At 59.1% G+C, this 22,645-nt stretch carries 23 protein-coding genes; 17 read left to right on the forward strand and 6 right to left on the reverse strand.

The annotated features are described in order from the left end of the window. The first annotated feature begins 31 nt into the window (after positions 1–31). The 4 genes from hpf to G560_RS0105330 all read left to right on the forward strand — a co-directional run bounded on the left by hpf (position 32) and on the right by G560_RS0105330 (position 2,425). Positions 32–607, forward strand: a complete 576-nt coding sequence (gene hpf, locus G560_RS0105315; protein WP_022703274.1) for a ribosome hibernation-promoting factor, HPF/YfiA family — start codon at positions 32–34, stop codon at positions 605–607. Positions 608–640: 33 nt separating this feature from the next. Next, positions 641–1,108: a PTS sugar transporter subunit IIA gene (locus tag G560_RS0105320; RefSeq protein WP_022703275.1), complete on the forward strand. Its 468-nt coding sequence runs from the start codon at positions 641–643 to the stop codon at positions 1,106–1,108. Positions 1,109–1,116: 8 nt separating this feature from the next. Then, entirely contained in the window at positions 1,117–2,139 is a 1,023-nt protein-coding gene (gene queG, locus G560_RS0105325) for a tRNA epoxyqueuosine(34) reductase QueG (protein ID WP_022703276.1), read from the forward strand. Positions 2,140–2,230: 91 nt separating this feature from the next. Beyond that, positions 2,231–2,425, forward strand: a complete 195-nt coding sequence (locus tag G560_RS0105330; RefSeq protein ID WP_022703277.1) for a hypothetical protein — start codon at positions 2,231–2,233, stop codon at positions 2,423–2,425. A gap of 43 nt (positions 2,426–2,468) precedes the next feature. Here G560_RS0105330 and G560_RS0105335 read toward each other — a convergent pair whose 3' ends face one another. After that, positions 2,469–3,335, reverse strand: a complete 867-nt coding sequence (locus G560_RS0105335) for a branched-chain amino acid aminotransferase (protein WP_022703278.1) — start codon at positions 3,333–3,335, stop codon at positions 2,469–2,471. 153 nt (positions 3,336–3,488) lie between these two features. On the opposite strand from G560_RS0105335, the gene G560_RS0105340 reads away from it, so the two are divergent. From G560_RS0105340 to G560_RS0105375, 8 genes are all read left to right on the forward strand, one after another. Then, positions 3,489–3,995, forward strand: a complete 507-nt coding sequence (locus G560_RS0105340; protein WP_022703279.1) for a MarR family winged helix-turn-helix transcriptional regulator — start codon at positions 3,489–3,491, stop codon at positions 3,993–3,995. Continuing rightward, positions 3,995–4,705: a response regulator gene (locus tag G560_RS0105345; protein WP_028913756.1), complete on the forward strand. Its 711-nt coding sequence runs from the start codon at positions 3,995–3,997 to the stop codon at positions 4,703–4,705. Before G560_RS0105340 ends, G560_RS0105345 begins: the two co-directional genes overlap by 1 nt. Positions 4,706–4,776: 71 nt before the next feature. Beyond that, positions 4,777–5,268, forward strand: a complete 492-nt coding sequence (locus tag G560_RS0105350) for a hypothetical protein (RefSeq protein WP_022703281.1) — start codon at positions 4,777–4,779, stop codon at positions 5,266–5,268. Between the two features lie 57 nt (positions 5,269–5,325). Then, positions 5,326–6,258 (forward strand): histone deacetylase family protein, encoded by a 933-nt coding sequence (locus tag G560_RS0105355; RefSeq protein WP_022703282.1) that lies wholly within the window; start codon positions 5,326–5,328, stop codon positions 6,256–6,258. Next, entirely contained in the window at positions 6,248–6,496 is a 249-nt protein-coding gene (locus G560_RS0105360) for an exodeoxyribonuclease VII small subunit (protein WP_022703283.1), read from the forward strand. The genes G560_RS0105355 and G560_RS0105360 overlap by 11 nt, the downstream gene beginning before the upstream one ends. Then, a complete protein-coding gene (locus G560_RS0105365; RefSeq protein WP_022703284.1) occupies positions 6,493–7,356 on the forward strand; it encodes a polyprenyl synthetase family protein in 864 nt (287 codons plus the stop codon). Before G560_RS0105360 ends, G560_RS0105365 begins: the two co-directional genes overlap by 4 nt. 15 nt (positions 7,357–7,371) lie before the next feature. Then, complete coding sequence (dxs, locus tag G560_RS0105370; RefSeq protein WP_022703285.1) at positions 7,372–9,297, forward strand: 1-deoxy-D-xylulose-5-phosphate synthase; 1,926 nt, start codon at positions 7,372–7,374, stop codon at positions 9,295–9,297. Between the two features lie 214 nt (positions 9,298–9,511). After that, complete coding sequence (locus G560_RS0105375; RefSeq protein WP_022703286.1) at positions 9,512–10,576, forward strand: type I restriction enzyme HsdR N-terminal domain-containing protein; 1,065 nt, start codon at positions 9,512–9,514, stop codon at positions 10,574–10,576. A 134-nt stretch (positions 10,577–10,710) separates the two neighbouring features. On the opposite strand, the gene G560_RS0105380 is transcribed toward G560_RS0105375, so the two are convergent. Genes G560_RS0105380 through G560_RS0105390 form a run of 3 tightly spaced genes read right to left on the reverse strand, consistent with a single transcriptional unit; the run spans position 10,711 to position 17,262 of the window. After that, positions 10,711–11,592 carry a transglutaminase family protein gene (locus tag G560_RS0105380; protein ID WP_022703287.1) on the reverse strand — a complete coding sequence of 294 codons (882 nt, stop codon included), beginning with the start codon at positions 11,590–11,592 and terminating at the stop codon, positions 10,711–10,713. Positions 11,593–11,595: 3 nt separating this feature from the next. After that, positions 11,596–13,944, reverse strand: coding sequence for a circularly permuted type 2 ATP-grasp protein (locus tag G560_RS0105385; RefSeq protein WP_022703288.1), 2,349 nt, complete (start codon positions 13,942–13,944; stop codon positions 11,596–11,598). 3 nt (positions 13,945–13,947) lie between these two features. Further along, positions 13,948–17,262: a transglutaminase family protein gene (locus tag G560_RS0105390; protein ID WP_022703289.1), complete on the reverse strand. Its 3,315-nt coding sequence runs from the start codon at positions 17,260–17,262 to the stop codon at positions 13,948–13,950. A gap of 183 nt (positions 17,263–17,445) precedes the next feature. Here G560_RS0105390 and G560_RS0105395 point away from each other — a divergent pair, with 183 nt between their 5' ends. Next, positions 17,446–18,078, forward strand: a complete 633-nt coding sequence (locus G560_RS0105395) for a LysE family translocator (RefSeq protein WP_197082869.1) — start codon at positions 17,446–17,448, stop codon at positions 18,076–18,078. Positions 18,079–18,282: 204 nt separating this feature from the next. Then, positions 18,283–19,293 (forward strand): glycosyltransferase family 2 protein, encoded by a 1,011-nt coding sequence (locus G560_RS18635; protein ID WP_022703292.1) that lies wholly within the window; start codon positions 18,283–18,285, stop codon positions 19,291–19,293. On the opposite strand, the gene G560_RS0105410 is transcribed toward G560_RS18635, so the two are convergent. Both G560_RS0105410 and dapB read right to left on the reverse strand, forming a co-directional pair. Continuing rightward, complete coding sequence (locus G560_RS0105410) at positions 19,286–19,639, reverse strand: hypothetical protein (RefSeq protein ID WP_033419272.1); 354 nt, start codon at positions 19,637–19,639, stop codon at positions 19,286–19,288. The two genes, G560_RS18635 and G560_RS0105410, sit on opposite strands and share 8 nt — an antisense overlap. 64 nt (positions 19,640–19,703) lie before the next feature. After that, positions 19,704–20,513, reverse strand: a complete 810-nt coding sequence (gene dapB, locus G560_RS0105415) for a 4-hydroxy-tetrahydrodipicolinate reductase (RefSeq protein ID WP_022703294.1) — start codon at positions 20,511–20,513, stop codon at positions 19,704–19,706. A gap of 80 nt (positions 20,514–20,593) precedes the next feature. Here dapB and G560_RS0105420 point away from each other — a divergent pair, with 80 nt between their 5' ends. From G560_RS0105420 to G560_RS0105430, 3 genes are all read left to right on the forward strand, one after another. Next, positions 20,594–21,370 carry a sterol desaturase family protein gene (locus G560_RS0105420; protein WP_231575857.1) on the forward strand — a complete coding sequence of 259 codons (777 nt, stop codon included), beginning with the start codon at positions 20,594–20,596 and terminating at the stop codon, positions 21,368–21,370. 91 nt (positions 21,371–21,461) lie between these two features. Continuing rightward, positions 21,462–21,881: a 30S ribosome-binding factor RbfA gene (rbfA, locus tag G560_RS0105425; RefSeq protein WP_028913759.1), complete on the forward strand. Its 420-nt coding sequence runs from the start codon at positions 21,462–21,464 to the stop codon at positions 21,879–21,881. Continuing rightward, entirely contained in the window at positions 21,871–22,599 is a 729-nt protein-coding gene (locus tag G560_RS0105430; RefSeq protein ID WP_022703297.1) for a phosphodiester glycosidase family protein, read from the forward strand. The genes rbfA and G560_RS0105430 overlap by 11 nt, the downstream gene beginning before the upstream one ends. The last annotated feature ends 46 nt before the right edge of the window (positions 22,600–22,645 follow it).

Here is a 22,645-nt window from a genome sequence, read left to right on the forward strand (position 1 = left end):
GACCCTTTGTAGAACCTAAAAAGGAGGGACTATGCGGTATCAGATCAGCGGGAAGCAAATCGACATTGGGGAAGCGCTTCAAACCCATGTAAAGGCCGAACTGGGCGAAACGGTTGAAAAATACGCCCAGCGCCCGACCGAAGCCATCGTGGTGTTTTCGCGCGAGGGCCATCAATTGATTTGTGAAGCAACGATCCACCTGTCGACGGGTCTGACGGCGCAGGCCCGCGGGCATGCAAGCGAGATCTATGCCGCTTTTGAATCCTGCCGTGAAAAGATGGACAAGCAATTGCGCCGCTACAAGCGCCGTTTGCGTGACCATCACCGTGATCGGCCAACCCCTGTTGAATTCGACGGCGGTTCCTCTTATATCCTCGCGTCAAGTGAGGACCACGGGGATAATGAGCCCGAGTCACTCCAGCCAATGATCATCGCCGAGATGGAGACCAAGGTTCCCACCGTCTCTGTCGGCGAAGCGGTCATGCAGCTGGAATTGGCTGGGCAACAGATGCTGGTGTTCCGCAACTCAAAGCATGGCGGGGTAAACGTCGTCTACCGTCGCGATGACGGAAACGTCGGTTGGATTGACCCGCGACATATAACGTAGAGCGCCTAATGCGGCGTAGGATAAAAGCGGACCATGGAACTAACCAATATCTTGGCACCCGGTGCCGTACGTATCGTTAGCCATTTGACCAGTAAAAAACGCCTGTTTCAAGAGATTGGAGAGGTTGTAGCCTCTGTTCACGGTCTGAATGCGTCCATCGCAGTTGACGGCTTGCAAGAGCGCGAAAGCCTTGGCCCCACAGGTGTGGGCCACGGCATCGCCCTGCCGCATGCGCGATTGCAGGAATTGGATAAAATTGTCGGCGTGTTCATGCGGCTGGAAAAGCCGTTGGATTATGATTCGGTAGATCGCCAACCAGCTGACCTGATCTTTGCGCTGTTTGCGCCCAAGGATTCGGGCGTGGACCACTTGAAAGCGCTGGCGCTGGTGTCACGCACCATGCGCGATGCAGGTGTGCTGGCAAAACTGCGGGCCAATAATGACCCGGCCAAGCTGTACGCGATACTGACCGAGGCACGCGCGCCACAAGCCGCCGCCTGACCGGAACAGTGGACAGTTTCCGCGAAACCCTGCATGCCCGCGCCCTGGCCGAGGGATTTTCGGCGATGGGCATTTGTGCGCCGGATGCGACACCTGATACCGCCGAACGGCTTGATCAATTTGTAGCGCTTGGCCGACATGGCCAAATGAGTTGGATGGCTGAACGCATGGGCTGGCGCGGGTCTGCTGCTGCTCTGTGGCCGCAAGCACGGTCTGTGATCATGCTGGCCGAGGTGTATACGCCGGATGGCAACCCCTTGGATGTGTTGTCCCAGCGCGATCGTGCGGCTGTGTCGGTCTATGCCCAAGGGCGGGACTACCATGATTTGGTGAAAAAGCGCCTGAAACGGTTGGGGCGCTGGATGGTGGAAACCACAGGGGCCGAAATCAAGGTGTTCGTCGATACCGCCCCTGTGATGGAAAAGCCCTTGGCACAGGCGGCGGGTCTGGGCTGGCAAGGCAAGCATACCAACCTGTTGTCGCGTGATCTGGGCAGTTGGTTTTTCCTTGGGTCTATATTCACCACGCTGGACCTGCCGTTTGATACCCCCGAGGCCAGCCATTGCGGCAATTGCACCGCTTGTCTTGATATCTGCCCGACAAACGCTTTCCCCGCGCCATATCAGTTGGATGCGCGCCGTTGCATTTCATACCTGACGATTGAACATAAGGGCGAGATTGACCCAGACCTGCGCCCCCTTTTGGGCAACCGCATCTACGGCTGCGATGATTGCCTTGCCGTCTGCCCGTGGAACAAGTTTGCCGTTGCCGCGTCCGAGGTCGGCTATGCCCATCGCGTGGGTGCGCCACCTTTGGCCGAGTTGGCAGGGCTGGATGATGCCGCGTTTCGGGTACGGTTTTCCGGCAGTCCGGTAAAGCGGATCGGGCGTGACAGATTTTTGCGTAATGTGTTGTACGCCATAGGAAATTCCGGTGATTCCGCGTTAATTTCGGCCGCGATGCCGCATCTTTCAGACCCCGACAGTGCCGTGGCAGATGCCGCCGCTTGGGCCATTGGCAGTCTGTCATAATCGGCAAACTTAGGCCAACTTCACAACTTGCAGGCGACCTGTGCCACATTTCATGCTAAAGTCCGACTCGTTAAACCTCTGGGAGGACAAGATGACCAAGCACCTTACAGACCATCGCAACGCGCCCGAAACTGGGCGGAAAAGGCATTTTTGGGCGATTGAACGGCAGGGAGAAATGGACACGCCACATCCGGCAATCCGCGCCCTAAACCAGCGCCCCCAAACCCGCAACGACGGCCCGCGCATGCAGCACTTTCTGCGCATTGATCGCGGAGTCACCGCCTAGGCCAATAAAAGGCCCGAACCGCAATGGCTCGGGCCTCACTCAATTAGCGACGCACCAGCGCCTCATATTCGGTGGAGATGTCGCGGGTCAGTTGCCCCACCTCAAAGTTATAATCACCGATCTGGCCAACAGGCGTAATTTCGGCTGCTGTGCCGGTCAGCCAGCATTGCTGCATGCCTTCCAGCTCATGCGCCTCAATCCGGCGTTCTTGCACCTCGATGCCCTTTTCCTTCAACATCCCGATCACGGTTTGGCGGGTGATGCCGTTCAAAATGCCATCGGCCAGCGGCGTATGCACTACGCCATCCTTTACGAAAAAGATGTTCGCCCCGGTCGCTTCGGCCACATAGCCGCGATAGTCAAACATCATGGCGTCCGAACACCCCTTCGCCTCGGCCGCGTGTTTGGACATGGTGCAGATCATATACAGCCCCGCCGCCTTGGCCGCATGGGGGATGGTTTCGGGGCTGGGGCGCTTCCATTTCGCGATGTCCAGCTTGGCGCCTTTCATCTTGGCGTCACCGTAATAGTTGCCCCATTCCCACACCGCAATGGCAAGGTGGATCGGGTTGCGCTTGGATGCCACGCCCATATCCTCGCCCGCGCCACGCCATGCAATTGGGCGGACATAGGCGTTGGTCAGGCCATTGGCCGCCAAGGTGACGACCTTGGCGGCCTCAATCTGCTCAACCGTCCACGGCAATTCCATGTCCAACAACTCACCCGATTTGCGCAGGCGGATTGAATGTTCCACCGATTTGAAAATCTTGCCGTTATAGCAACGTTCCCCTTCAAACACAGATGAGGCGTAGTGCATAGCATGGCTTAGAATATGGACCTTGGCACTGCGCCAATCAACCAATTCGCCATCCATCCAAATCTTGCCATCCCGATCATCATAGCCAGCCATGCCTGTGCCCCTTTACTATTATTTCATATATTGCGCAATATAGGTCCGATGCGGACATAAAGTTGCGCGAAATCGGGAAAATCGCTAACAGGGCGGGGTTGGAAAGTCAACAAGGCTGACATAAACTCAGCGAAACAGTGGGTGAGGTTGGCGATGGAACATTCTGGCGGGGCAAGCCACAGCGAAAGCTTGCTGTTTCTGACCGATGATCAGTTGCGCAAGGGGATCGAGGCGATGTTCTTTGCCTATCGCGGCTTTACCGCCGATCCTGACCGGATTTTGGAGGGAATGGATTACGGCCGCGCCCATCATCGCGCGCTGCATTTCATCCACCGCAGCCCGGGCACGACTGTGAACAATCTACTGGCTATTCTGGGTGTCACCAAACAATCGCTGAACCGTGTGTTGCGCGGGTTGATCGAGGATGGTTTGGTCGAAAGCCGGGTGGGGCGAGCCGACAAACGTGAACGTCATTTGCATCTGACCAAAAAAGGTGGGGATCTGGAACGCAGCCTGTCTGACGCCCAGCGCGCCCGCATGCGGGCAGCGTACCGCGCGGCAGGGCCGGGGGCGGTGCAAGGGTTTCGACAGGTGCTTGAGGCAATGATGGACGACAGTACGCGGCGACAGTATCAAAGCCTGAAGGAGACAAGCCTATGATCCCTGAACCTCAGGCGCATTTGCTGGTTGTAGACGACGATGAACGCATTCGCGGTTTGTTGCAAAAATTCCTGATGCGCAACGGATTCTTGGTGACCATCGCCCGCGATGGTGCACAGGCCCGCCGTTTGCTGGACGGGCTGGAATTTGACATGATCATTCTGGATGTAATGATGCCCGGCATCGATGGCATCGCCCTGACGCGGGAGCTGCGCGAAACGCTAAGCGCGCCGATCATGTTGTTGACGGCGCGCGGTGAAACAACCAGCCGGATTGAAGGGCTAGAGGCGGGGGCCGATGATTACCTGTCCAAGCCGTTTGAGCCCAAGGAATTGCTGCTGCGGATCAATGCCATTCTGCGCCGTGTTCCCCAAGCGCAGGCCGAGGTGGGGCCAAAGATGCTGCACATGGGCCATGTCCGCTATGACGTGGATCGAGGAGAGCTGTGGCATGGCGGCGACCCTGTGCGCCTGACCGCGACCGAGGCGCAATTGATGCGCCTGTTCGCCGCCCAACCCGGCCACCCGATCAGCCGAGAAGCCCTTGCAGGCGATCTGGGCCGCGACAGCAGTGCCGAGGAAAAGACGGGGCAGGAACGCGCGGTTGACGTGCAGATCACCCGCCTGCGCCGCAAGATTGAAAACGACCCAAAGCAACCGCGATATCTGCAAACCGTCCGCGGTGCGGGCTATATGTTGGCGCCCGACTGACGCACCCACTGGTAAAGTATCAGCGGTTGACTATGCTGGGTTTTCACACCCTTTAACTTTGGAATGTCCCCATGCTTATACGCCTGCTTCTTTCCGCTGTTGCCCTTACTGCGCTTACCTTGCCTGCCGCCGCACAGGACCTTATTAAATGGGGTGAGGCAGGCGGCTGGGATGTTCTTGTCGACCCGACCGTCGGCAATGGCTGCCTGATTTCCAGCGAATTCGAGGACGGTTCGGTTGTTCGCGTTGGGATAGATGCGGAAAAGGGCGAAGGCTATGTGATGGCCTTTAACGCCGCCTGGGGCGAAATTGTGGAAGGTGATACCTATCCGATCACTTTCGACCTTGATGGCGAAAAATATGAGGGACAGGCAACAGGCATTTGGCTTGATGATGCCCCCGGCATTGATATCGCCTTTGACAGCGAAGAGTTCGTTATGGATTTGGCGCAGAAACAAACCATGACCCTATCACATGATGGCGAAGATGTGATGTCGATTGACCTCTCCGGCTCTTACGAAGGGTTGGTACAGGCCCTTGCCTGCCAAGACGCACAGGGCTAACCGCCCCGTTCTAACAGCGCCCATCTTTCGGGCGCTGTTTTTTCAAAAGGTTTGCCAATGACGACTGCGCTTTTCACCCACCCCGACTGCGATTTGCACAAGGAACCTGCGGGCCACCCCGAACAATCCGCACGGCTGGCGGCTGTAACTTACGCATTGGCCGATATGGACCTGCTGCGGTTTGACGCGCCATTGGGCACCGAGGCGGCCATTTTGCGATGCCACCCCACCGCCTATATTGCCCGCATCCGTGCCGCCATACCCGCGCAAGGCTGGGCGCAGGTTGATGGCGATACCTATCTTGCCCCCGGCAGCTTTCAGGCCGCTTTGCGCGGTATCGGCGGGGTTTGTGCAGCGGTGGATCTGGTTCTATCCGGCGGTGCAGCAAATGCCTTTGTCCCCACACGCCCACCCGGTCACCATGCGGAAACCGACACGGCGATGGGGTTTTGTGTATTTGGCAACGTTGCCATCGCAGCCAAACATGCGCTGGACCATCACGGCCTAACCCGTGTGGCGATTGTGGATTTCGATGTGCATCACGGCAACGGCACCCAAGACCTTTTGTGGAATGAACCCCGCGTGCTGTTTGCCTCTTCGCACCAAATGCCGCTGTACCCCAGCACCGGCGCTGCGCATGAGGTGGGGGCGCATCACCAGATGATCAATGTGCCTTTGCGCGCGGGCGGCACAGGAGCCGATATGCGCGCGGCCTATACCGCACATATCTTGCCGCAAATTGATGCCTTTGCGCCCGAATTGATCCTGATCTCCGCAGGGTTTGATGCCCACCGCGATGACCCGCTGGCCAATCTGAACTGGTCTGCCGCTGATTTCACATGGCTGACGCAGCAGATTTGTGACCTCGCCGACCGCCATTGCGCGGGGCGGGTGGTATCGGCGTTAGAGGGCGGTTATGATCTGGATGCACTCGCGGCCTGTGCCGCCGCCCATGTGACAGTATTAAAGGAACGCGGACATGACAGATAAGACCGAAACGCCCGTCAGCGCGATGAGCTTTGAAGAAGCGATGAGCGCGCTGGAGCAAGTCGTCACCTCGCTGGAACGGGGCGAAGTGCCGCTTGAGGCGTCGATTGCGCTGTATGAACGCGGTGCAGCCCTAAGGGCGCATTGCGCAACCAAGCTGAGGCAAGCCGAAGACAAGGTTGAAATGATCCGCGCAAAGGATGGCGCAGCCATCGGCACCACCCCGGCGGAGGGGATGTGACCTTTCCCACCTTGCTGGCCACGCAGGCCCGCCGGGTGCAGGCCCGGCTTGATACGGCTTTATCCGAACTTGATGACGAACCCGTCATCCATGCCATGCGCTATGCCTTGCAAGGCGGCAAAGGATTGCGCGGGTTTTTTGTGCTGGAGTCGGCGGCGCTGCATGGCATTGCACCCGAAAGTGCCGTGGCCGCAGCGGCTGCAATAGAGGCGATGCACGCCTATTCGCTGGTACATGATGATTTGCCGTGCATGGACAATGACGATCTTCGCCGTGGCCTTCCCACTGTTCACCGCAAATGGGATGAAGGGGTGGCGGTTCTGGCTGGCGATGCCTTGCAAACCCTGTCGTTTGAGCTGCTGACCGATGCCACACTTGGCCCCAACCGTCTAGCGCTGATTTCGAGCATGGCGCGGGCTGCCGGTGCGCGCGGGATGGTCTTGGGTCAGGCCCGAGATATCGCCGCCGAAACCGCTGCTACGCCGCTGACCCTGCCCCAAATCACGCGTTTGCAGGCAGGCAAAACCGGCGCTTTATTTGAATGGTCGGCCACAGCGGGGCCCGTGCTGGCGGGGGCAGATACCGGGCCCTTGGGGCGATTTGCCGCCGCAATAGGTCTTGCCTTTCAAATCGCCGATGACATCTTGGACGTAACGGGTGACGCCACCAAGGCGGGCAAGCGGCTGGGCAAGGATGCCGATGCCCACAAGGCCACTTTCGTGTCGCTTCTGGGGCTGAAAGGCGCACAAACCCGTGCCGCAGCACTGGTTGATGAGGCAACAACCGCCCTTGCACCTTACGGCGCACGGGCAGACAATTTGATTGCAGCGGCACGTTTTGTGATCGCGCGCGAGCTTTAGGCCCAAGGGGGCAGTATGACCGACCAGAACCTTAACAGGCCCAAAACTCCGATGCTTGACCGCGTGACACTTCCGTCCGACCTGAAAGGCTTGAGTGATCGCGAGCTTCGGCAAGTCGCCGATGAATTGCGGGCCGAGACGATTTCGGCAGTATCGGTGACGGGCGGTCATTTGGGGGCGGGTCTGGGCGTGGTGGAGTTGACCGTGGCCCTGCATGCCGTGTTTGATGCCCCGCGCGACAAAATTATCTGGGATGTGGGCCACCAATGTTACCCCCATAAAATCCTGACGGGGCGGCGCGACCGTATCCGCACCTTGCGGGCAGAAGGCGGGTTGTCAGGGTTCACCAAGCGGTCCGAATCCCCCTATGATCCCTTCGGCGCGGCCCACAGTTCAACCTCGATTTCCGCCGCCTTGGGCTTTGCGTGCGCCGCCGGTCTGGGCGGTGATCCGGGCGATGCGGTGGCAGTGATCGGTGACGGGTCGATGAGCGCCGGCATGGCGTTTGAGGCGATGAACAATGCAGGCCACCTGAAAAAACGGCTGTTCGTGATATTGAACGACAATGAGATGTCGATTGCCCCGCCGGTTGGGGCGATGTCATCCTATTTGTCGCGCCTCTATGCCGGCGCGCCGTTTCAGGATTTGAAAGCCGTGGCCAAAGGGGCCGTCAGCTTCCTCCCCGAACCGTTCCAAGAAGGCGCGCGGCGGGCCAAGGAAATGCTGAAAGGCATGACCGTCGGCGGGACGTTGTTTGAGGAGCTCGGCTTCAGCTATATCGGCCCGATTGACGGGCATGACCTTGACCAGATGTTGCCCGTTTTGCGCACGGTTCATGACCGCGCCAAGGGGCCGATGTTGATCCATGTGATCACCAAAAAGGGCAAAGGCTACGCCCCCGCCGAACGTGCCCGCGACAAGGGACACGCGACCGCCAAATTTGACGTGTTGACGGGTGAGCAGAAGAAATCACCCTCCAACGCGCCCAGCTATACCAAGGTTTTCGCGCAGGCCTTGATGGATGAGGCGGCGCGGGATGATAAAATCGTGGCCGTGACGGCGGCGATGCCGGATGGGACGGGCTTGAACCTGTTTGCCGAGCGGTTCCCGAGGCGTTGTTTTGATGTGGGCATCGCGGAGCAGCACGCAGTGACATTTTCGGCAGGGATGGCGGCGGGTGGGTTGAAACCGTTCTGCGCGCTTTATTCCACGTTTTTGCAACGCGGCTACGATCAGGTGGTCCATGATGTCGCGATCCAGCGCCTGCCGGTCCGGTTTGCGATTGATCGGGCGGGGCTGGTTGGGGCCGATGGGGCCACGCATGCGGGGGCGTTTGATGTGGCTTTCCTTGCCAACTTGCCCGGTTTTGTCGTGATGGCGGCCGCGGATGAGGCGGAGCTGGTTCATATGGTTGCCACGGCGGCGGCGCATGAAGACGGGCCGATTGCGTTTCGATTTCCGCGCGGGGATGGTGTGGGAGTAGAGATGCCCGAACGGGGCATTCCGCTGGAAATTGGCAAGGGGCGGGTTATTCAATCGGGCAAACGGGTCGCGATTTTATCGTTCGGGACGCGGCTGGCCGAGGTGATGAAAGCGGCCGAAAGTCTGGCCGCAAAAGGGATCTCGCCCACGGTTGCGGATGCCCGTTTTGCCAAGCCTTTGGACCGCGATTTGATCCTTGAACTGGCGGCAAACCATGAGGTTTTGATCACGGTTGAAGAGGGCGCTATTGGGGGGTTCGGGTCCCATGTCGCCCAGCTTTTGGCCGAGGAAGGCGTGTTTGATGCGGGCCTGAAATACCGGTCAATGGTGCTGCCGGATATCTTTATTGATCAGGCCAGCCCTGAAAGAATGTATGAGGTCGCGGGGATGGATGCGGCCCAGATTGAGGGCAAGGTTTTAGAGGTTCTGGGGGTCGCCGCCTTGGGGAAACGGGCATGATGACCGCATGTGTTCGCGCGCGGACATTTTTGTAAAGTGTTGATGTAGAATGGTTTTCGGTTTTTTGTTAACCGAATTTTAATGCGTACGCGGGGTTTTGGCACCGTTGAGAGCGGTGGCTAGTCGAAAAGCCATACGTCGTACAGCACAACTTTTGCTTGCCTTAATTTAAGTAACCGCATTTTATAGAAGAAATTGTAAATGTGAGGGTGAAATGGAATTTGACGAGCGCGTAAAAGACCTTGCGAAACGATCGAAGCACGCCTCAAAACATGCCCTGACAGAAGAAGCGACAAAGACCTCTGTTGTTTTACCGCTGATACAGACCCTCGGGTTTGATGTATTCAACCTTGAAGAAGTTGTCCCCGAGTTCATCGCAGATGTAGGGATGAAAAAGGGTGAAAAAGTAGATTTTGCCCTTAAAATCGGCGGGAAGGTGTCTGTATTGATTGAGGTCAAGCCGATCTCAATGTCACTTGGAAACACGCAGTACAATCAGCTCTACCGATATTTTGCCGTGACAGACGCGCGTTTGGCGATTTTGACGAATGGGCGGGAAATTTGGTTTTTTTCAGACGTTGATGAACCCAACAAAATGGACAAAAAACCGTTTTTTACGTTCGATTTGCAATCACATGATGAAGCGCAGGCGCTTGAATTTACACGCTTTCAAAAGGACGGCTTCCAAATAGAGTCCATCTTAGAAGCTGCGTCGAACTTGAAGTACACGACTGCGGCTGCGAACTTTTTGAAAAAGCAAATTGCAAAGCCCGACGAGGAGTTTGTTAGACTCGTAGGCAAGCAGATCTATGATGGAATGCTTACAAAAGCAGTCATTGAAATGCTCCGGCCCGCGATACAAGCCTCGTTGGATGAGGTTATCCGCGACCGTATTCAAGATAAGCTTAATGTTGCATTTCGACCTGACCCTGTTGCGTCAGAGAGTTCACACAACAAAACGCCCGATGGTGCCGAACCAGTTTCTGATATTGTGACGACAGATGAAGAAATCCAGGCCTTTATGATCGTGCGTGCGATATCGGCCAAGGTTATTGATTTGGAACGCGTTACCATGCGTGATGCGAAAAGTTATTGCTCGGTTTTCGTTGACGATAATAACCGCAAGCCGATTTGTCGCTTTTATTTCAATGCCAAGAACAGCAAGAGTTTGGGCATTTTTGACGCGAGTAAGGTTGAGACGCGGCATGTAATTGGCAGTTTGAAAGAGATATATCAGTTTAGTGCTGCAATTGAGGATGCCGTTAAGGCACATTTATAAATACATGTTCATTTGGTTTGATCCGAGTCGGGGTGAACCCCGACCTACGGGGATTGATTTGGGGGGCGAGCTGGGTGGTGGGTTGCACCCACCCTACGCGTGGGGCAAAGGCCTGTTTCGCCTAGCCTACGTGTCTATTCGCCGACCTGTGCCACGTCGACCATTTGTTTGGACACAGGCGCGCCAGAGAGCCGCAGGTGGCCCAAGATCGGGCTGACATCGGCGTAATCGCGGCCATAGCCTACGACGATGTGATCGGTGCCAACCAAGGTGCCGTTGGTGGGGTCGTATTCTATCCAGCCCATTTCAGCGCCGCACCATGCGCGGACCCATGCGTGCATGGCATCGACGCCTTCAAGCCGTGGTTGGCCGGGCGGCGGCAATGTGCGCAGGTAGCCGCTGACATAGCCCGCCGGAATGCCCAGCGATTGCAAAGCGATGATCATGATATGGGTGAAATCCTGACACACGCCGCGCCGCTGGGCAAAGGCCTGTGCGGCGGGGGTGTCGACTGTGGTTGCGGTTGCATCAAAGGTCATTGCGTCATCAAGGGCTTTGCCCAGACGGATGGTGGTTTCGGCCACGGTTTCGCCTTGGCGGGTGGCATCACGGGCAAAGGCGGCGATTGCATTGTCTGGGGCGAGGCGATGGGACGGGCCAAGGAAATGCGCGGGCGACGAGGGGGCTAGGTCACGGCTGGCGGTGACTTGATCCAAAAGCTGGGGCACACGCGGCGAGGTATCGTGCCATGTTTGCGGCGGGGACAGGGCCACGCGGCAGGCCATCTGAATGGTCATTTCAAGATGCGGGTCGGCATGGGTGACGGTGGTTAAGGCGGTGCCAAAGAAATCGGAGCGGTCGGTTCGGTGATCGGGCAAGGGAGTCACGTCGATCAGATGGGACGAGAGCTGTTGGCGGCCCGCGATGTTTTGCGGCAAGACGCGCAGGAGGTGGCGGCTGTTGGCAGCGGGCTGCGTGTAGCGGTGGGTCAGGGTGAGGCGGATGTCATAGAGCATGGGTTAGACCAGATGCGCGGCGGTGAGGGATTCGGCCAGCGCCCAGATATCCCTTTCGATTTCGAGGAGGGCATCAGGGGTCAAGTCGGTCACGCTGGCCGTGGCAAGGCGGGTTTCAAGCGTCAGGACCTGACGCGCCACGGCAGTCAGGCGGTGGGTGTTTTGATCGCCCGGCAGTTGGGCGATGTGGCGGCGGGCGCGGGTGATGTGATAGCGCAGGGCGCGGGGGTTTTGATCATCGAGCGCCAGCAGATCCAGCACCGAGGCGGGATCGGCAAAGATGGAAAAGCGGTTGCGGTGGGTGATGACGCTGTCGCCCAATTCCAGTGCCAGATCCAGCGCGCCATCGGGGGCGGTTGGCGTGGTCAGGTAGGCAAGTGTGCTGGCCATCGAGCTGGCGCGTTCCAGTGACATGCCAAGGCTGAGAAAGCGCCAGCCATCGGAATTATACATGTTTTCATGGACTAGCCCTGCAAAGCCAGCAATTTGGCGCAGCAAGGTGCTGATTTCGCGCGGGAGGTCTTCGGGCGACAGGGTGCGGGTGTGAAAGCTGTTGGACAGGCTGACCAGATCGCGCAGGGCCATCATACCATCGGGGGAAAAGCGGTCGCCGATTTTGGCAGCGGCACGGTGGGCGTGGGTTAAGGGCGCGCTGAACCCTTTGGCCATATCGGCGGGTATTGCATCGTTCATCATGCTGCGCAGCAGGCGGGGCAGCGGGGCATCCGGGGCATCCGGGGCGGTGCCATCGTTGATGCGCGCGACATAGGCGCGGTAGAGGCGCATGTTGCGTTCGGCGCGTTCGACATAGCGGCCAAGCCAGAACAGGTTATCGGCGGCACGGCTGGGCAAGGCGCGGGTGGTCGCCTCGCGTTGGGTGGTGGTGCCGATAAGGCTGGATTTTGGCACGGGTTGGCCGCTTACGACCCAGACATCGGCCACTTTGCCGCCGCGCTGCATGGCAAAGGCCTTGGCGTCATGGCCGGCGCTGACACGGGCATAGCCGCCCGGCATGACCTGCCAGCCATCGCGGGTGCGGGCCATAAAGATGCGCAGGCTGAGCGGGCGGGGAACGAGGCTGCCGTTTTCATAGGTGGGGGTGGTGGACAGCGTCACCGACTCTTGCCCCACAAGCTGCGCGCCGGAGTGTTCAAGCTGGGCCGCATCAATGGGGACGTTTGTGCTGGCCATGAGGGGAAGGGTGGAAAAGGCCGAGCCGATCATCATGCGGGGGCTGTTTGCCATGACATAGTCGCGGGCGCTGGGTTGGCCGCACCACCATGTCGCGATGTTGGGCATAATCAGCGGCTCGCCCAGCAGTTTACGCGCGATTTTGGGCAGGAACGCCATGAGCGCGCGGGTTTCCAGCACACCACTGCCCAGCGCGTTGACCATTTTCACCGATTGCGCGCGCAGGGCATCCAGCAGACCGGGGGTGCCCAGCAGGGATGCTGGGTCAAGTTCAAGCGGATCACACAGCGCACCTGGCAGGCGGTTCCATAGCAGGGTCACAGGTTTGGGACCTGCGACAGTGCGCACAAGGGCACGGCCGTTTTGGACAATCAGATCCTCGCCCTCGACCAGCAGCAGGCCCAGATACCGTGCGATATAGGCATGTTCGGCATGGTTTTGGTGCATTTGGCCGGGCGAGAGGATAGCGATTTCGCCGCCCGCCTTGCCGCGCATTTCGAACAGGGTTTTTTGAAAGGACTGAAAAAAGCCTGCCAGGCGGTGGATATCGGCACCCGCAAAATGGTTGGGGAAAACGCGGGTCATGGCGACACGGTTTTCAAGGGCGAAACCGGCGGTTGACGGGGCCTCGACCAAGTCCGAAATCACCCACCATTTGTTATCGGGGCCACGCCCGATTTCAAAGGACAGCAGGTTCAGGTAATTTTTGGCCGCCGGTTTCACCCCGACCAAAGGCCGCAGCCATGCGGGGTTTTGCGCGAGCAGGGTGGCGGGAAGCTGACCTGAGGCGACAAGTTTGTTTTCGCCGTAAAGGTCACGCAGCACAAGTTCCAACAGATCGGCGCGTTGGGTCAGGCCCGCCGCGATTTCAGCCCATTCCTGTTCTTGCAAGATGACCGGAATATGGCTGAGCGGCCATTCGCGTTCTGTTGATACCGTGTCATCATATTGGCGATACAAAACCCCCGCATCGCGCAGATATTGGTCGCCGCGCGCGAAGCGTTTGGTCACATCATCCGGCGACAGACCGCAGAAATGCGCGATGAACGGTGCCCAGACGGGTTTGACGTTGCCCTGCGCATCCAGCATTTCATCGCGCCCGCCTGCGCGCTGGGCGTAGGCGGCGATGGGGTCTGCTGGGGCGAGGGGCTTGGTTTGCATGGGTTACAGACCGGGCCTGCGCCGCAAATCGAGCGTCATCGGAAACTCGGGGTGCGGCTGTTCAGATGGCGGTTCAAACGCGCCTGTGCTGTGGCCCATCGGTTCAAAGCGTGACAAACGCCGCGCCTCGGCCTCATTTCCATTGACGGGGAAGGTATCAAAATTGCGCCCCCCCGGATGGGCGACATGATAGCGGCAACCGCCCAAGGAACGGCCTGTCCATGTATCGTAAATGTCAAAGGTCAGCGGTGCGTCTACCTCTAACACCGGATGCATCGACAGCGCCGGTTTCCATGCCTTATAGCGCACAGCCCCCACACGTTCGCCGGTTTTGCCCGTGATGTTCAACGGGACCAGCCGTTTGTTGGCGGTGACGCGGTAGCGTTCGGGGTTGGCGCCCGACAGTTTGACCTGCAACCGTTCGACCGAGCTGTCGGTATAGCGCACGGTGCCTCCGATGGCGCCCGTTTCGCCCATCACATGCCACGGTTCCAACGCTTGGCGCAGTTCCAAGGTGACGCCTTCGTAGGTGACTTCACCACAGAACGGGAACCTGAATTCGGCTTGGGCCGCGAACCACGCAGGGTCCAGCACCATGTCGTGACCGCGCAAGTCGGCGATCACATCGAGGAAGTCATCCCAGATAAAGGCGGGCAGCATGAAACGGTCATGCAGCGTGGTGCCCCAGCGGGTCAGATTGCCGCTGATCGGGTTTTCCCAACACCGCGCGATAATGGCGCGCAGCAGGACTTGTTGCGCAAGGCTCATGCGGGGGTTTGGTGGCATTTCAAACCCGCGAAATTCGACAAGGCCAAGGCGGCCTGTGGGGCCATCGGGGGAATAGAGTTTGTCGATGCAGATTTCCGTGCGGTGGGTGTTGCCGGTCACGTCAATCAGGCTGTTGCGCAAAAGGCGGTCGGTCAGCCACGGCGGTGGCGGCGTGCCATCGGTCGGTGGCCAGATCTGGTCGAGCGCGATTTCAAGCTCGTAGAGCACATCATGGCGCGCCTCATCTATACGCGGTGCTTGGGATGTGGGGCCGACAAAGGTGCCTGCGAACAGGTAGGACAGGCTGGGGTGGCGCTGCCAGAACAAAATCAGGCTTTTGAGCAGGTCAGGGCGGCGCAGGAACGGGCTGTCAATGGGGGTGGCCCCGCCGACAACTACATGGTTGCCGCCGCCGGTGCCAGTGTGGCGACCATCGAGCATGAATTTATCGGTGCCAAGGCGGCATTGGCGGGCCTCTTCATACACCGTTTCGGTCGTGCGTACGCAATCGGCCCACGTGGCGGCGGGGTGGATGTTTACCTCGATGACGCCCGGATCGGGGGCGATGCGCATGACTTCGATGCGGGGGTCGCTGGGGGGGCTGTAGCCTTCGATCAGCACCTTGCGGCCGATGGTTTGGGCGGCGAATTCGGTGGCGGCGATCAGTTCCAAGTAATCCTCCAGTGTTTCCACGGGGGGGAGGAAAACGCACAGCTTGCCATCGCGGGGTTCGACGGAAATGGCGGTGCGCACACGGCCATCGAGTGAGCCGAGGGTTTGTTCGACCTGTTCTTGGCCCGCCGTGGCATCGGTGCGGCTGGAAATAGCCTGTTCGCGGGGTTCGGGTTTTACCGGATCGGCAAGCGGTTCGCGCGGGATTGTGGGGTCTTGGGGGTTGATAAAGGGATAGGCGGATTCGGGGATATGCGGCAGGGTGCCCAGCGGCAGGCGGTAGCCGACTGGACTGTCACCCGGCACAAGGAACACCTTGCCACGGCGCATATTCCACACCTCGGACAGCCAGCCTTTGCGCGCCGCCGCCTGCCAGCGTTGAACGGGCAGCACATAACCTGCCGCCGTGGTTAGGCCACGTTCAAACACGCGGGCAATGCGGGCGCGTTCCTCGGGGTCTTTCAGCTTGGAATTTTCGGGGGTGACGTTTTCGGGCAAATTGCCCTCTTTGATGATCCAGTCGGCGGGGTCTTCGAACGCCGGCAGGACGTTTTCAGTTGGTACGGCAAGGTTGCGGGCGATGGCGGCCAGCAGGGCGTGGGCATCATCGGGGCCGACGTTTTCATTGGTATCTTCGCGGGCCAAAAGGTCAGGATTGTTCCAGATCGGTTTGCCATCCTTGCGCCAATAAAGCGAGAAGGTCCAACGCGGCAGGGTTTCGCCGGGATACCATTTGCCTTGGCCGTAATGCAGCAGGCCACCGGTCGCGAATTTATCCTGCAAGCGGCGGATCAGGGTATCGGCCAGTTTGCGTTTGGTCGGGCCAACGGCGGCGGAATTCCATTCGTCGCCTTCAAAATCATCAATCGACACAAAGGTCGGTTCGCCCCCCATCGTCAGGCGCACATCGCCTGCGGTCAGGCGTTTGTCGATTTGGTGGCCAAGGGTGTTGAGCGCATCCCACGCCGCATCAGAGAACGGTTTGGTGATGCGTGGATGTTCGGCGGTGCGTTTGATCTGCATGTCAAAGGCGAATTCCACCTGCGCGAAGCTGGCGACGCCGGAAATGGGGGCGGCGGATTGGTAATGGGGCGTGGCGGCCAAGGGCACGTGGCTTTCGCCCGTCAGCAGGCCAGATGTCGGGTCAAGGCCAACCCAACCCGCGCCGGGAAGGTAGACTTCGACCCACGCATGCAGATCGGTGAAGTCGTGGTCGGTGCCTGCGGGGCCGTCGATGGCAATAAGGTCGGGTTTCAGCTGGATCAGGTAGCCCGACACAAACCGCGCAGCAAGGCCGAGGTGGCGGAGGGTTTGGACCAACAGCCAGCTGCTGTCACGGCAAGACCCTGCGGCGCGGCCAAGGGTGGTTTCAGACGTTTGCACACCCGGTTCCATGCGGATTTCGTAGGTAATCGCGTTGGCCAAGCGGCTGTTCAGCATCACCAAGAAATCGACCGTTACCATCGGGTCACGGGGGGTGGACTGCAACAAATCGGCGAGCAAGGGGCCTGCGGGTTCGGTTTGCATGTAGATCGACAGATCGGGTGCCAGATCATCGGCATAGCTGAAAGGGTATTTCATCGCCGAGTCTTCGACGAAGAAATCAAAGGGGTTGTAGACCGACATATCGGCGACGAGATCCACCTCGATCTTGAACTCGCGCACCGGTTCGGGGAACACGATGCGGGCCAGCCAGTTGCCATAGGGGTCTTGCTGATGGTTCACGAAATGCGGGGTCGGTGACACCTTGAGCGAGTGCGAAATGACCCGCGTGCGTGAATGGGGCGCGGGGCGCAGGCGGATGACCTGCGGGCCGAGTGTGACGGGGCGGTCGTATTTGTAATGGGTCAGGTGATAGATGCTGGCGGTGATGGACATGGTTTTGGGTACCCCTCTGCCAGACTATGGCGGGGGCAATGGGGGGCGGCAACCGATATCAGGGGCAAAGCAGCGATGGGCCGGAAATTTGCAGCGCAAAGCGCAGACATTGCCCAGCCTTTGTGCATAAGTGGCCGTGTGGGATGACGGGGCGATCCGCCGTGAAGAACGAAAGAGCCGATGATGATTGACGCTGCTATGTTTGGAAACCTGCTGTCTTTTGCTATGACCTGCATGGTGATCGAGCTGACACCCGGCCCTAACATGGGATATCTGGCGGTGCTGAGTGCAACGAAAGGTCGGCGCGCGGGGTTTGCGGCGGTGGCGGGCGTGGCCTTGGGGTTGGCTGTTGTGGGGATTGCGGCCGCGCTGGGGTTGGCGGCGGCGATTTCGGCATCGCCCTTGCTATATGAGGCGCTGCGCTGGGGTGGGATTTTGTACCTGCTGTATCTGGCATGGGATGGCTGGCGGGAAAGCGGCGCAGCGTTGGATACATCGCCCAGCCTGCACGGAACCGATGCCAAGTATTTTACCCGCGGGTTGGGCACAAACCTGCTGAACCCCAAGGCGGCGCTGTTTTATGTGGCGATTTTGCCGGGGTTTGTCGATGCCGCCCAGCCTGTGGTGCTGCAAACCGTTGTGCTGTCGCTGGTGTTTGTGGCGATTGCGACAGGCATTCATGCAAGCGTCGTGACACTGGCCGGAACCGCCGACAGATTTATGCAAAACGACCGAAACCGCCGGATTGTAGGGCGCGCGCTGTCGCTGGTACTGGCCGCGATTGCGGTTTGGTTTGCGTGGTCAACGCGGGGGTAATCTGGCCTGCCATGCCGACGCAGAAAAACGCGATGCAGCGCGCGGCAGATCGGCCACGGTCAGATGGGTTTCATAGACGCCCGTGATTTGTGAGGCAAAGGTTTCACCCATATTTGCAGCGTGGCTGAGGAGGCCGCGCTATCCAAGGGCTTGCCAACTGTGCGATGAGGTTGGCAAAGTGGGCTGGGGCATAAGGATTTACCAGTGATTGCGCGTATTTTGGCAGGGATCAAGCGGCGGTGGCACAGCTTTGCAGCGGCGCGGGCGGTGCGGCGGGGCAATGTGGTTTTGTACGGGCCTGCGCGGGTTGACCTTGCGCCGGATGGTGTTGCGGTAGTTTGCCTTGTGAAAGACGCCGCGTATTTTGTTCGCGGCTTTATCGAGCATCACCAAGCGCTTGGCCTGCGCCATATTGTGATTGTCGACAACGGGTCCAGCGATGACACCGTGGCGATTGCGGCGGGGTATGACGATGTGACGGTGATCGCCAACACCCTGCCCGCAAAACGCTATGAGGTATTGTTGCGCGATATCGCCGCGCGGCAAGTCTTGCGCGGCGGTTGGGTGCTGTTTGCCGATGCGGATGAGATGTTCGAGGTGCCAATGGGCGCGCCTTTGGGGCGGCTGGTGGGGTATTTGAACGCGCACGGGTTCACGGCGATGGTAACGCAGATGTTGGATCTGTTCTCGCCGCTGCCGTATGGCGTGGGCAAGGGCTGGAGCTATGCGGAGGTGGTGGCGCAGGCGGACAGCTATAGTTTGAGCAGCGTCGCCTCGGTGCCCTATCACGACCGTGCGCAGGTCGGGTTCAGCTGGTTTTTGGACAGCAACCAAGGCGATGTTGCGCTGAAAATCGGTGGGGTGCGGCGTGAGGTGTTTGGCGAGGCGTGTTTTCTGTCAAAACATTCGCTGGTGCGCAATGCAGGCGGGGTTTTGATGACCCATCCACATTGTGCAAGTGGCGTGCGTGTGGCCGATGTGACGGGGGTTTTGCGGCATTATAAACTGGCAGGCGATTATCTGGCCCGTGACCGTGCATCCGTGGAGGCGGGCACATGGGACCACTCCGAAGATGCGAAACGGTTGGCGGCGGCAAAAGGCGGGGATAATTTCGTCATAAAACCTGCCGAGGCGCAGGGCTATGCAGGACCGGAACGGTTGGTTGACCAAGGGTTCCTAGAGGCTTCAGCCGCCTACCGCGCCTTTATCACTTAAGCCGCAGGTCCGCCGAATCGCCTTTGCCTGCATCCGAGGTAAAGCGCAGCGTGCTGCCTTTGCGTTCTACCAACTGGCAATTGACAGGGATTTCCGTGCTGCCATAGGCCATATCGCGGCAGAACAACCCGTTTTTCCAGTTCCAATTGCCGGTCACTGTGGCGCCGAACGCTTTGCCCTTGATCGCGCCCTTGGGCGACACATTCAACGAAATACCAAAGCGGGTTAGCGCCTTGCCGTTGATAAGCCCGACAAATTCGGCCTTTTCACGCACGGGCGAAAACCCTTCGGCAAGGGCGGGAAGCGGTGCGAAAAGCAAAGCGAAGAGAGCGAGAGTTTTCATCATACATCCTCCTTTATCAAAGCCTACGCTTGTGCGCGACGATTGGATCACTTTGCGCGGGGAAAGGTTAAAGACCCAATACATCCATCATATCATATTCCCCCGGCTTTTGACCAATGCCCCACAGGGCCGCGCGCAGGGCGCCACGGGCAAAAATGGTGCGGTCGGTGGCAAGGTGGCGCAGCACGATGCGTTCGCCATCGGCGGCAAAGATCACGTCATGTTCGCCCACAATATCCCCGCCGCGAATGGCGGCAAAGCCGATGTCACCCCGCGTCCGCGCGCCTGTGATGCCGTCACGGCCACTGTCGCGCACATCGTCCAGTGACACGCCACGGCCCAACGCTGCCGCCTCACCCAGCATTAGGGCGGTGCCGGAGGGAGCATCGACCTTCATGCGGTGATGGGCCTCGACGATTTCGATATCCCAATCGGCATCAAGGGCTTCGGCGACTTTTTGGGTAAGACGGGTCAAAAGGTTCACGCCCAGCGACATGTTACCGGCCCGCACGATCACGGCATGGCGGGCGGCGGGGGCCAGTTTGGCGATATGCGCGGGTTCCATCCCCGTGGTGCCGATGACATGGACCAGACGGGCTTGGGCGGCGAGGGCGGCAAATTCGACTGTGGCGGCAGGGGCGGTGAAGTCAATCACCGCCTGCGCAACAGCAAAGGCCGCAAGCGGGTCATCTGTTACGGTTACGCCCAAGGCAACACCGCCCATGCATTCCCCGATATCGCGGCCTACCCAAGCATGGCCCGCGCGTTCCACACAGCCCACCAGCCGCGCCTTATCTGACGCGGTGATCGTGCGCACCAGCATTTGCCCCATGCGGCCCGATGCGCCCGTAACAACGATTCCCGGTAGGTCTGTCATATCCTGTGATCCCCAAACTGCTTTGCACCTGTTTAGCTTGAACGTAGGATAGGTGCAAAGGGGGGCTATGGCGCAACGTCATGAGCGACAGGGCGCAAGGGATCGGGCAAGCTGGTGCAAAACGGGGGGGAGTGATGGAACGGCTGCGGATTATGTACCGGCATTGGTCTGTGCGCGGGATGAGCGCGGTTTTGGTTTTGGCCGCCTTGTGGTTGGCTGTGAACGGGCCGCTTTGGGCATGGAGTTTTGTGGTGTTCGGCATTCCGGCGCAGATGCTGAACGAATATTCGCTGCACCGCTATATTTTTCATTTGAACCCGCCGCGCCAGCAATGGGCGTTTAACCTGCTCTATCAGGCGCATTACGGGCACCATGATTTTCCCACCAATCAGCGACTGTTTTTTGTGCCGGTCTGGGTGGCCGTTCCGGTGCTGTGCAGCAGTTTTGCGGTGGTTTGGGGGGTGTTGGCGCTGGTTACGCCCTATGCGTTGCCCTTGGCTGTGGCGATTGTGCCTGTGGGCGGGATTGCGACGTTTCTGGGCTATGAGTGGTTTCACATGACCGCGCATTTGACCGTTCCCAAAACGCGGGTCGAGCGCCATGTCACCACCTTGCACAACCAGCACCATTTCCGCGACTTTTCGCGCTGGTTTCATGTAAGCCCGGGCGGAGAGGTGATTGACCGTATCATGGGTACCGCTATTGACGTTGATGCCCTGAAATCGCAGCAGCGGATCGAGTTTATTCGCACGCTTGGCATGCGCCCCGATGATGCGCGCTTGGTCACAGCAAGGGCGCATTTTGCGGGCCGTTACGGCCTGAGCGCGGATGAGATTACGCGGGCGGCAGCAGTTTAACGGGGGTTTAGCGGCGTTTTCGGCGGAATGGCGCGCGAATGTGACTGCGCGGACCGTTGCGGGTGCCGCGATTCCGCCCTATGTGAGGGGCATGGCACATAAAAACCTTACCTCGGCCAAGGGGCCTTCGCAGCGCCAACTTCGTGTTGGTGAATTGATCCGCCGGATTTTATCCGAGGTGCTGTCGCGTGGCGATGTGCATGATCCGGAGCTGAACAAGTTCTATATCACCGTGGGCGAGGTGCAGATGTCTGCCGATTTGCGTGTGGCGACGGTGCATGTGATGCCTTTGGGCGGCAAGGATGTGGAGCAGGCGATTACCCTGCTGGCCCGCCATCAGGGCGAATTGCGCCACCATGTCAGCAAAGGCATGATTATCAAGCATGTGCCCGAACTGCGGTTTCGCCGCGATATAACCTTTGACCAGCTGGATGAAACCCGCCGTTTGCTGGATGACGAACGGGTGCGCCGCGATGTCGAGGCCGCACCGCGTGACGGTGATGACGCTTAGGGCGTTTATCCTGCTTTGCGCGTTGGTGATGCCTGCGGCGGCATCGGCGGCCTGCCGCGATATGGACTTTGAAAACCAACCCTATACCGTCTGCGAAGTTACGGCAGATCAGGACCTGAGGCTGTTTCATACTGGCGCCGATGGTGCCGTTTTGGGCAGCTTTGGCCGCGTTGACGAAGCGCTGGGCGCGACGGGCGAAAAGCTGCTGTTTGCCATGAATGCCGGCATGTACCACGCCGACCGTGCGCCTGTGGGCTTGCTGGTGACAGACGGAGTGGAACGCGCGCGGATTATCACCAGTGACGGACCCGGCAATTTCGGCCTGCTGCCGAACGGGGTGTTTTGCATTGGTGCGCAGTTTTCGGTGGTGGAATCGCGGGCCTTTGCCGCCAAACCCCCTGCCTGCCGCTTTGCCACGCAATCGGGGCCGATGCTGGCGATTGATGGCGCCTTGCATCCGCGATTCTTGCGGGATGGTGATAGCCGCTATATCCGCAACGGGGTTGGCGTGTCGCGCGATGGCAAGACCGCCTTTTTCGTAATCTCGGGCCGCGCGGTGAATTTTTATGACTTTGGGCGGCTGTTTCGCGATGTGCTGAAAACCCCCAATGCGCTGTATTTTGATGGCAAGATCAGCCGTCTTTATGCGCCAGAAATCCGCCGGAACGATTTCGGCTTTCAGATGGGGCCAATCGTGGGGCTGGTCGGCGCAAAATAGCAGCGGCTTGACGCGCCACGGCCTGCGGGCTAGCCACGCATTTTTA

The sequence above is a fragment of the Pseudorhodobacter ferrugineus DSM 5888 genome, from assembly GCF_000420745.1.
GTDB classification, from domain to species: Bacteria; Pseudomonadota; Alphaproteobacteria; order Rhodobacterales; family Rhodobacteraceae; genus Pseudorhodobacter; species Pseudorhodobacter ferrugineus.

Coding starts and splice junctions, on each gene's coding strand:
- hpf (WP_022703274.1), top strand. CDS start 32: ATGCGGTATCAGATCAGCGGGAAGCAAATCGACATTGGGGAAGCGCTT.
- G560_RS0105320 (WP_022703275.1), top strand. CDS start 641: ATGGAACTAACCAATATCTTGGCACCCGGTGCCGTACGTATCGTTAGC.
- G560_RS0105330 (WP_022703277.1), top strand. CDS start 2,231: ATGACCAAGCACCTTACAGACCATCGCAACGCGCCCGAAACTGGGCGG.
- G560_RS0105335 (WP_022703278.1), bottom strand. CDS start 3,335: ATGGCTGGCTATGATGATCGGGATGGCAAGATTTGGATGGATGGCGAA.
- G560_RS0105340 (WP_022703279.1), top strand. CDS start 3,489: ATGGAACATTCTGGCGGGGCAAGCCACAGCGAAAGCTTGCTGTTTCTG.
- G560_RS0105350 (WP_022703281.1), top strand. CDS start 4,777: ATGCTTATACGCCTGCTTCTTTCCGCTGTTGCCCTTACTGCGCTTACC.
- G560_RS0105355 (WP_022703282.1), top strand. CDS start 5,326: ATGACGACTGCGCTTTTCACCCACCCCGACTGCGATTTGCACAAGGAA.
- G560_RS0105360 (WP_022703283.1), top strand. CDS start 6,248: ATGACAGATAAGACCGAAACGCCCGTCAGCGCGATGAGCTTTGAAGAA.
- dxs (WP_022703285.1), top strand. CDS start 7,372: ATGACCGACCAGAACCTTAACAGGCCCAAAACTCCGATGCTTGACCGC.
- G560_RS0105375 (WP_022703286.1), top strand. CDS start 9,512: ATGGAATTTGACGAGCGCGTAAAAGACCTTGCGAAACGATCGAAGCAC.
- G560_RS0105380 (WP_022703287.1), bottom strand. CDS start 11,592: ATGCTCTATGACATCCGCCTCACCCTGACCCACCGCTACACGCAGCCC.
- G560_RS0105385 (WP_022703288.1), bottom strand. CDS start 13,944: ATGCAAACCAAGCCCCTCGCCCCAGCAGACCCCATCGCCGCCTACGCC.
- G560_RS0105390 (WP_022703289.1), bottom strand. CDS start 17,262: ATGTCCATCACCGCCAGCATCTATCACCTGACCCATTACAAATACGAC.
- G560_RS0105395 (WP_197082869.1), top strand. CDS start 17,446: ATGATTGACGCTGCTATGTTTGGAAACCTGCTGTCTTTTGCTATGACC.
- G560_RS0105410 (WP_033419272.1), bottom strand. CDS start 19,639: ATGATGAAAACTCTCGCTCTCTTCGCTTTGCTTTTCGCACCGCTTCCC.
- dapB (WP_022703294.1), bottom strand. CDS start 20,513: ATGACAGACCTACCGGGAATCGTTGTTACGGGCGCATCGGGCCGCATG.
- G560_RS0105420 (WP_231575857.1), top strand. CDS start 20,594: ATGAGCGACAGGGCGCAAGGGATCGGGCAAGCTGGTGCAAAACGGGGG.
- rbfA (WP_028913759.1), top strand. CDS start 21,462: ATGGCACATAAAAACCTTACCTCGGCCAAGGGGCCTTCGCAGCGCCAA.
- G560_RS0105430 (WP_022703297.1), top strand. CDS start 21,871: ATGACGCTTAGGGCGTTTATCCTGCTTTGCGCGTTGGTGATGCCTGCG.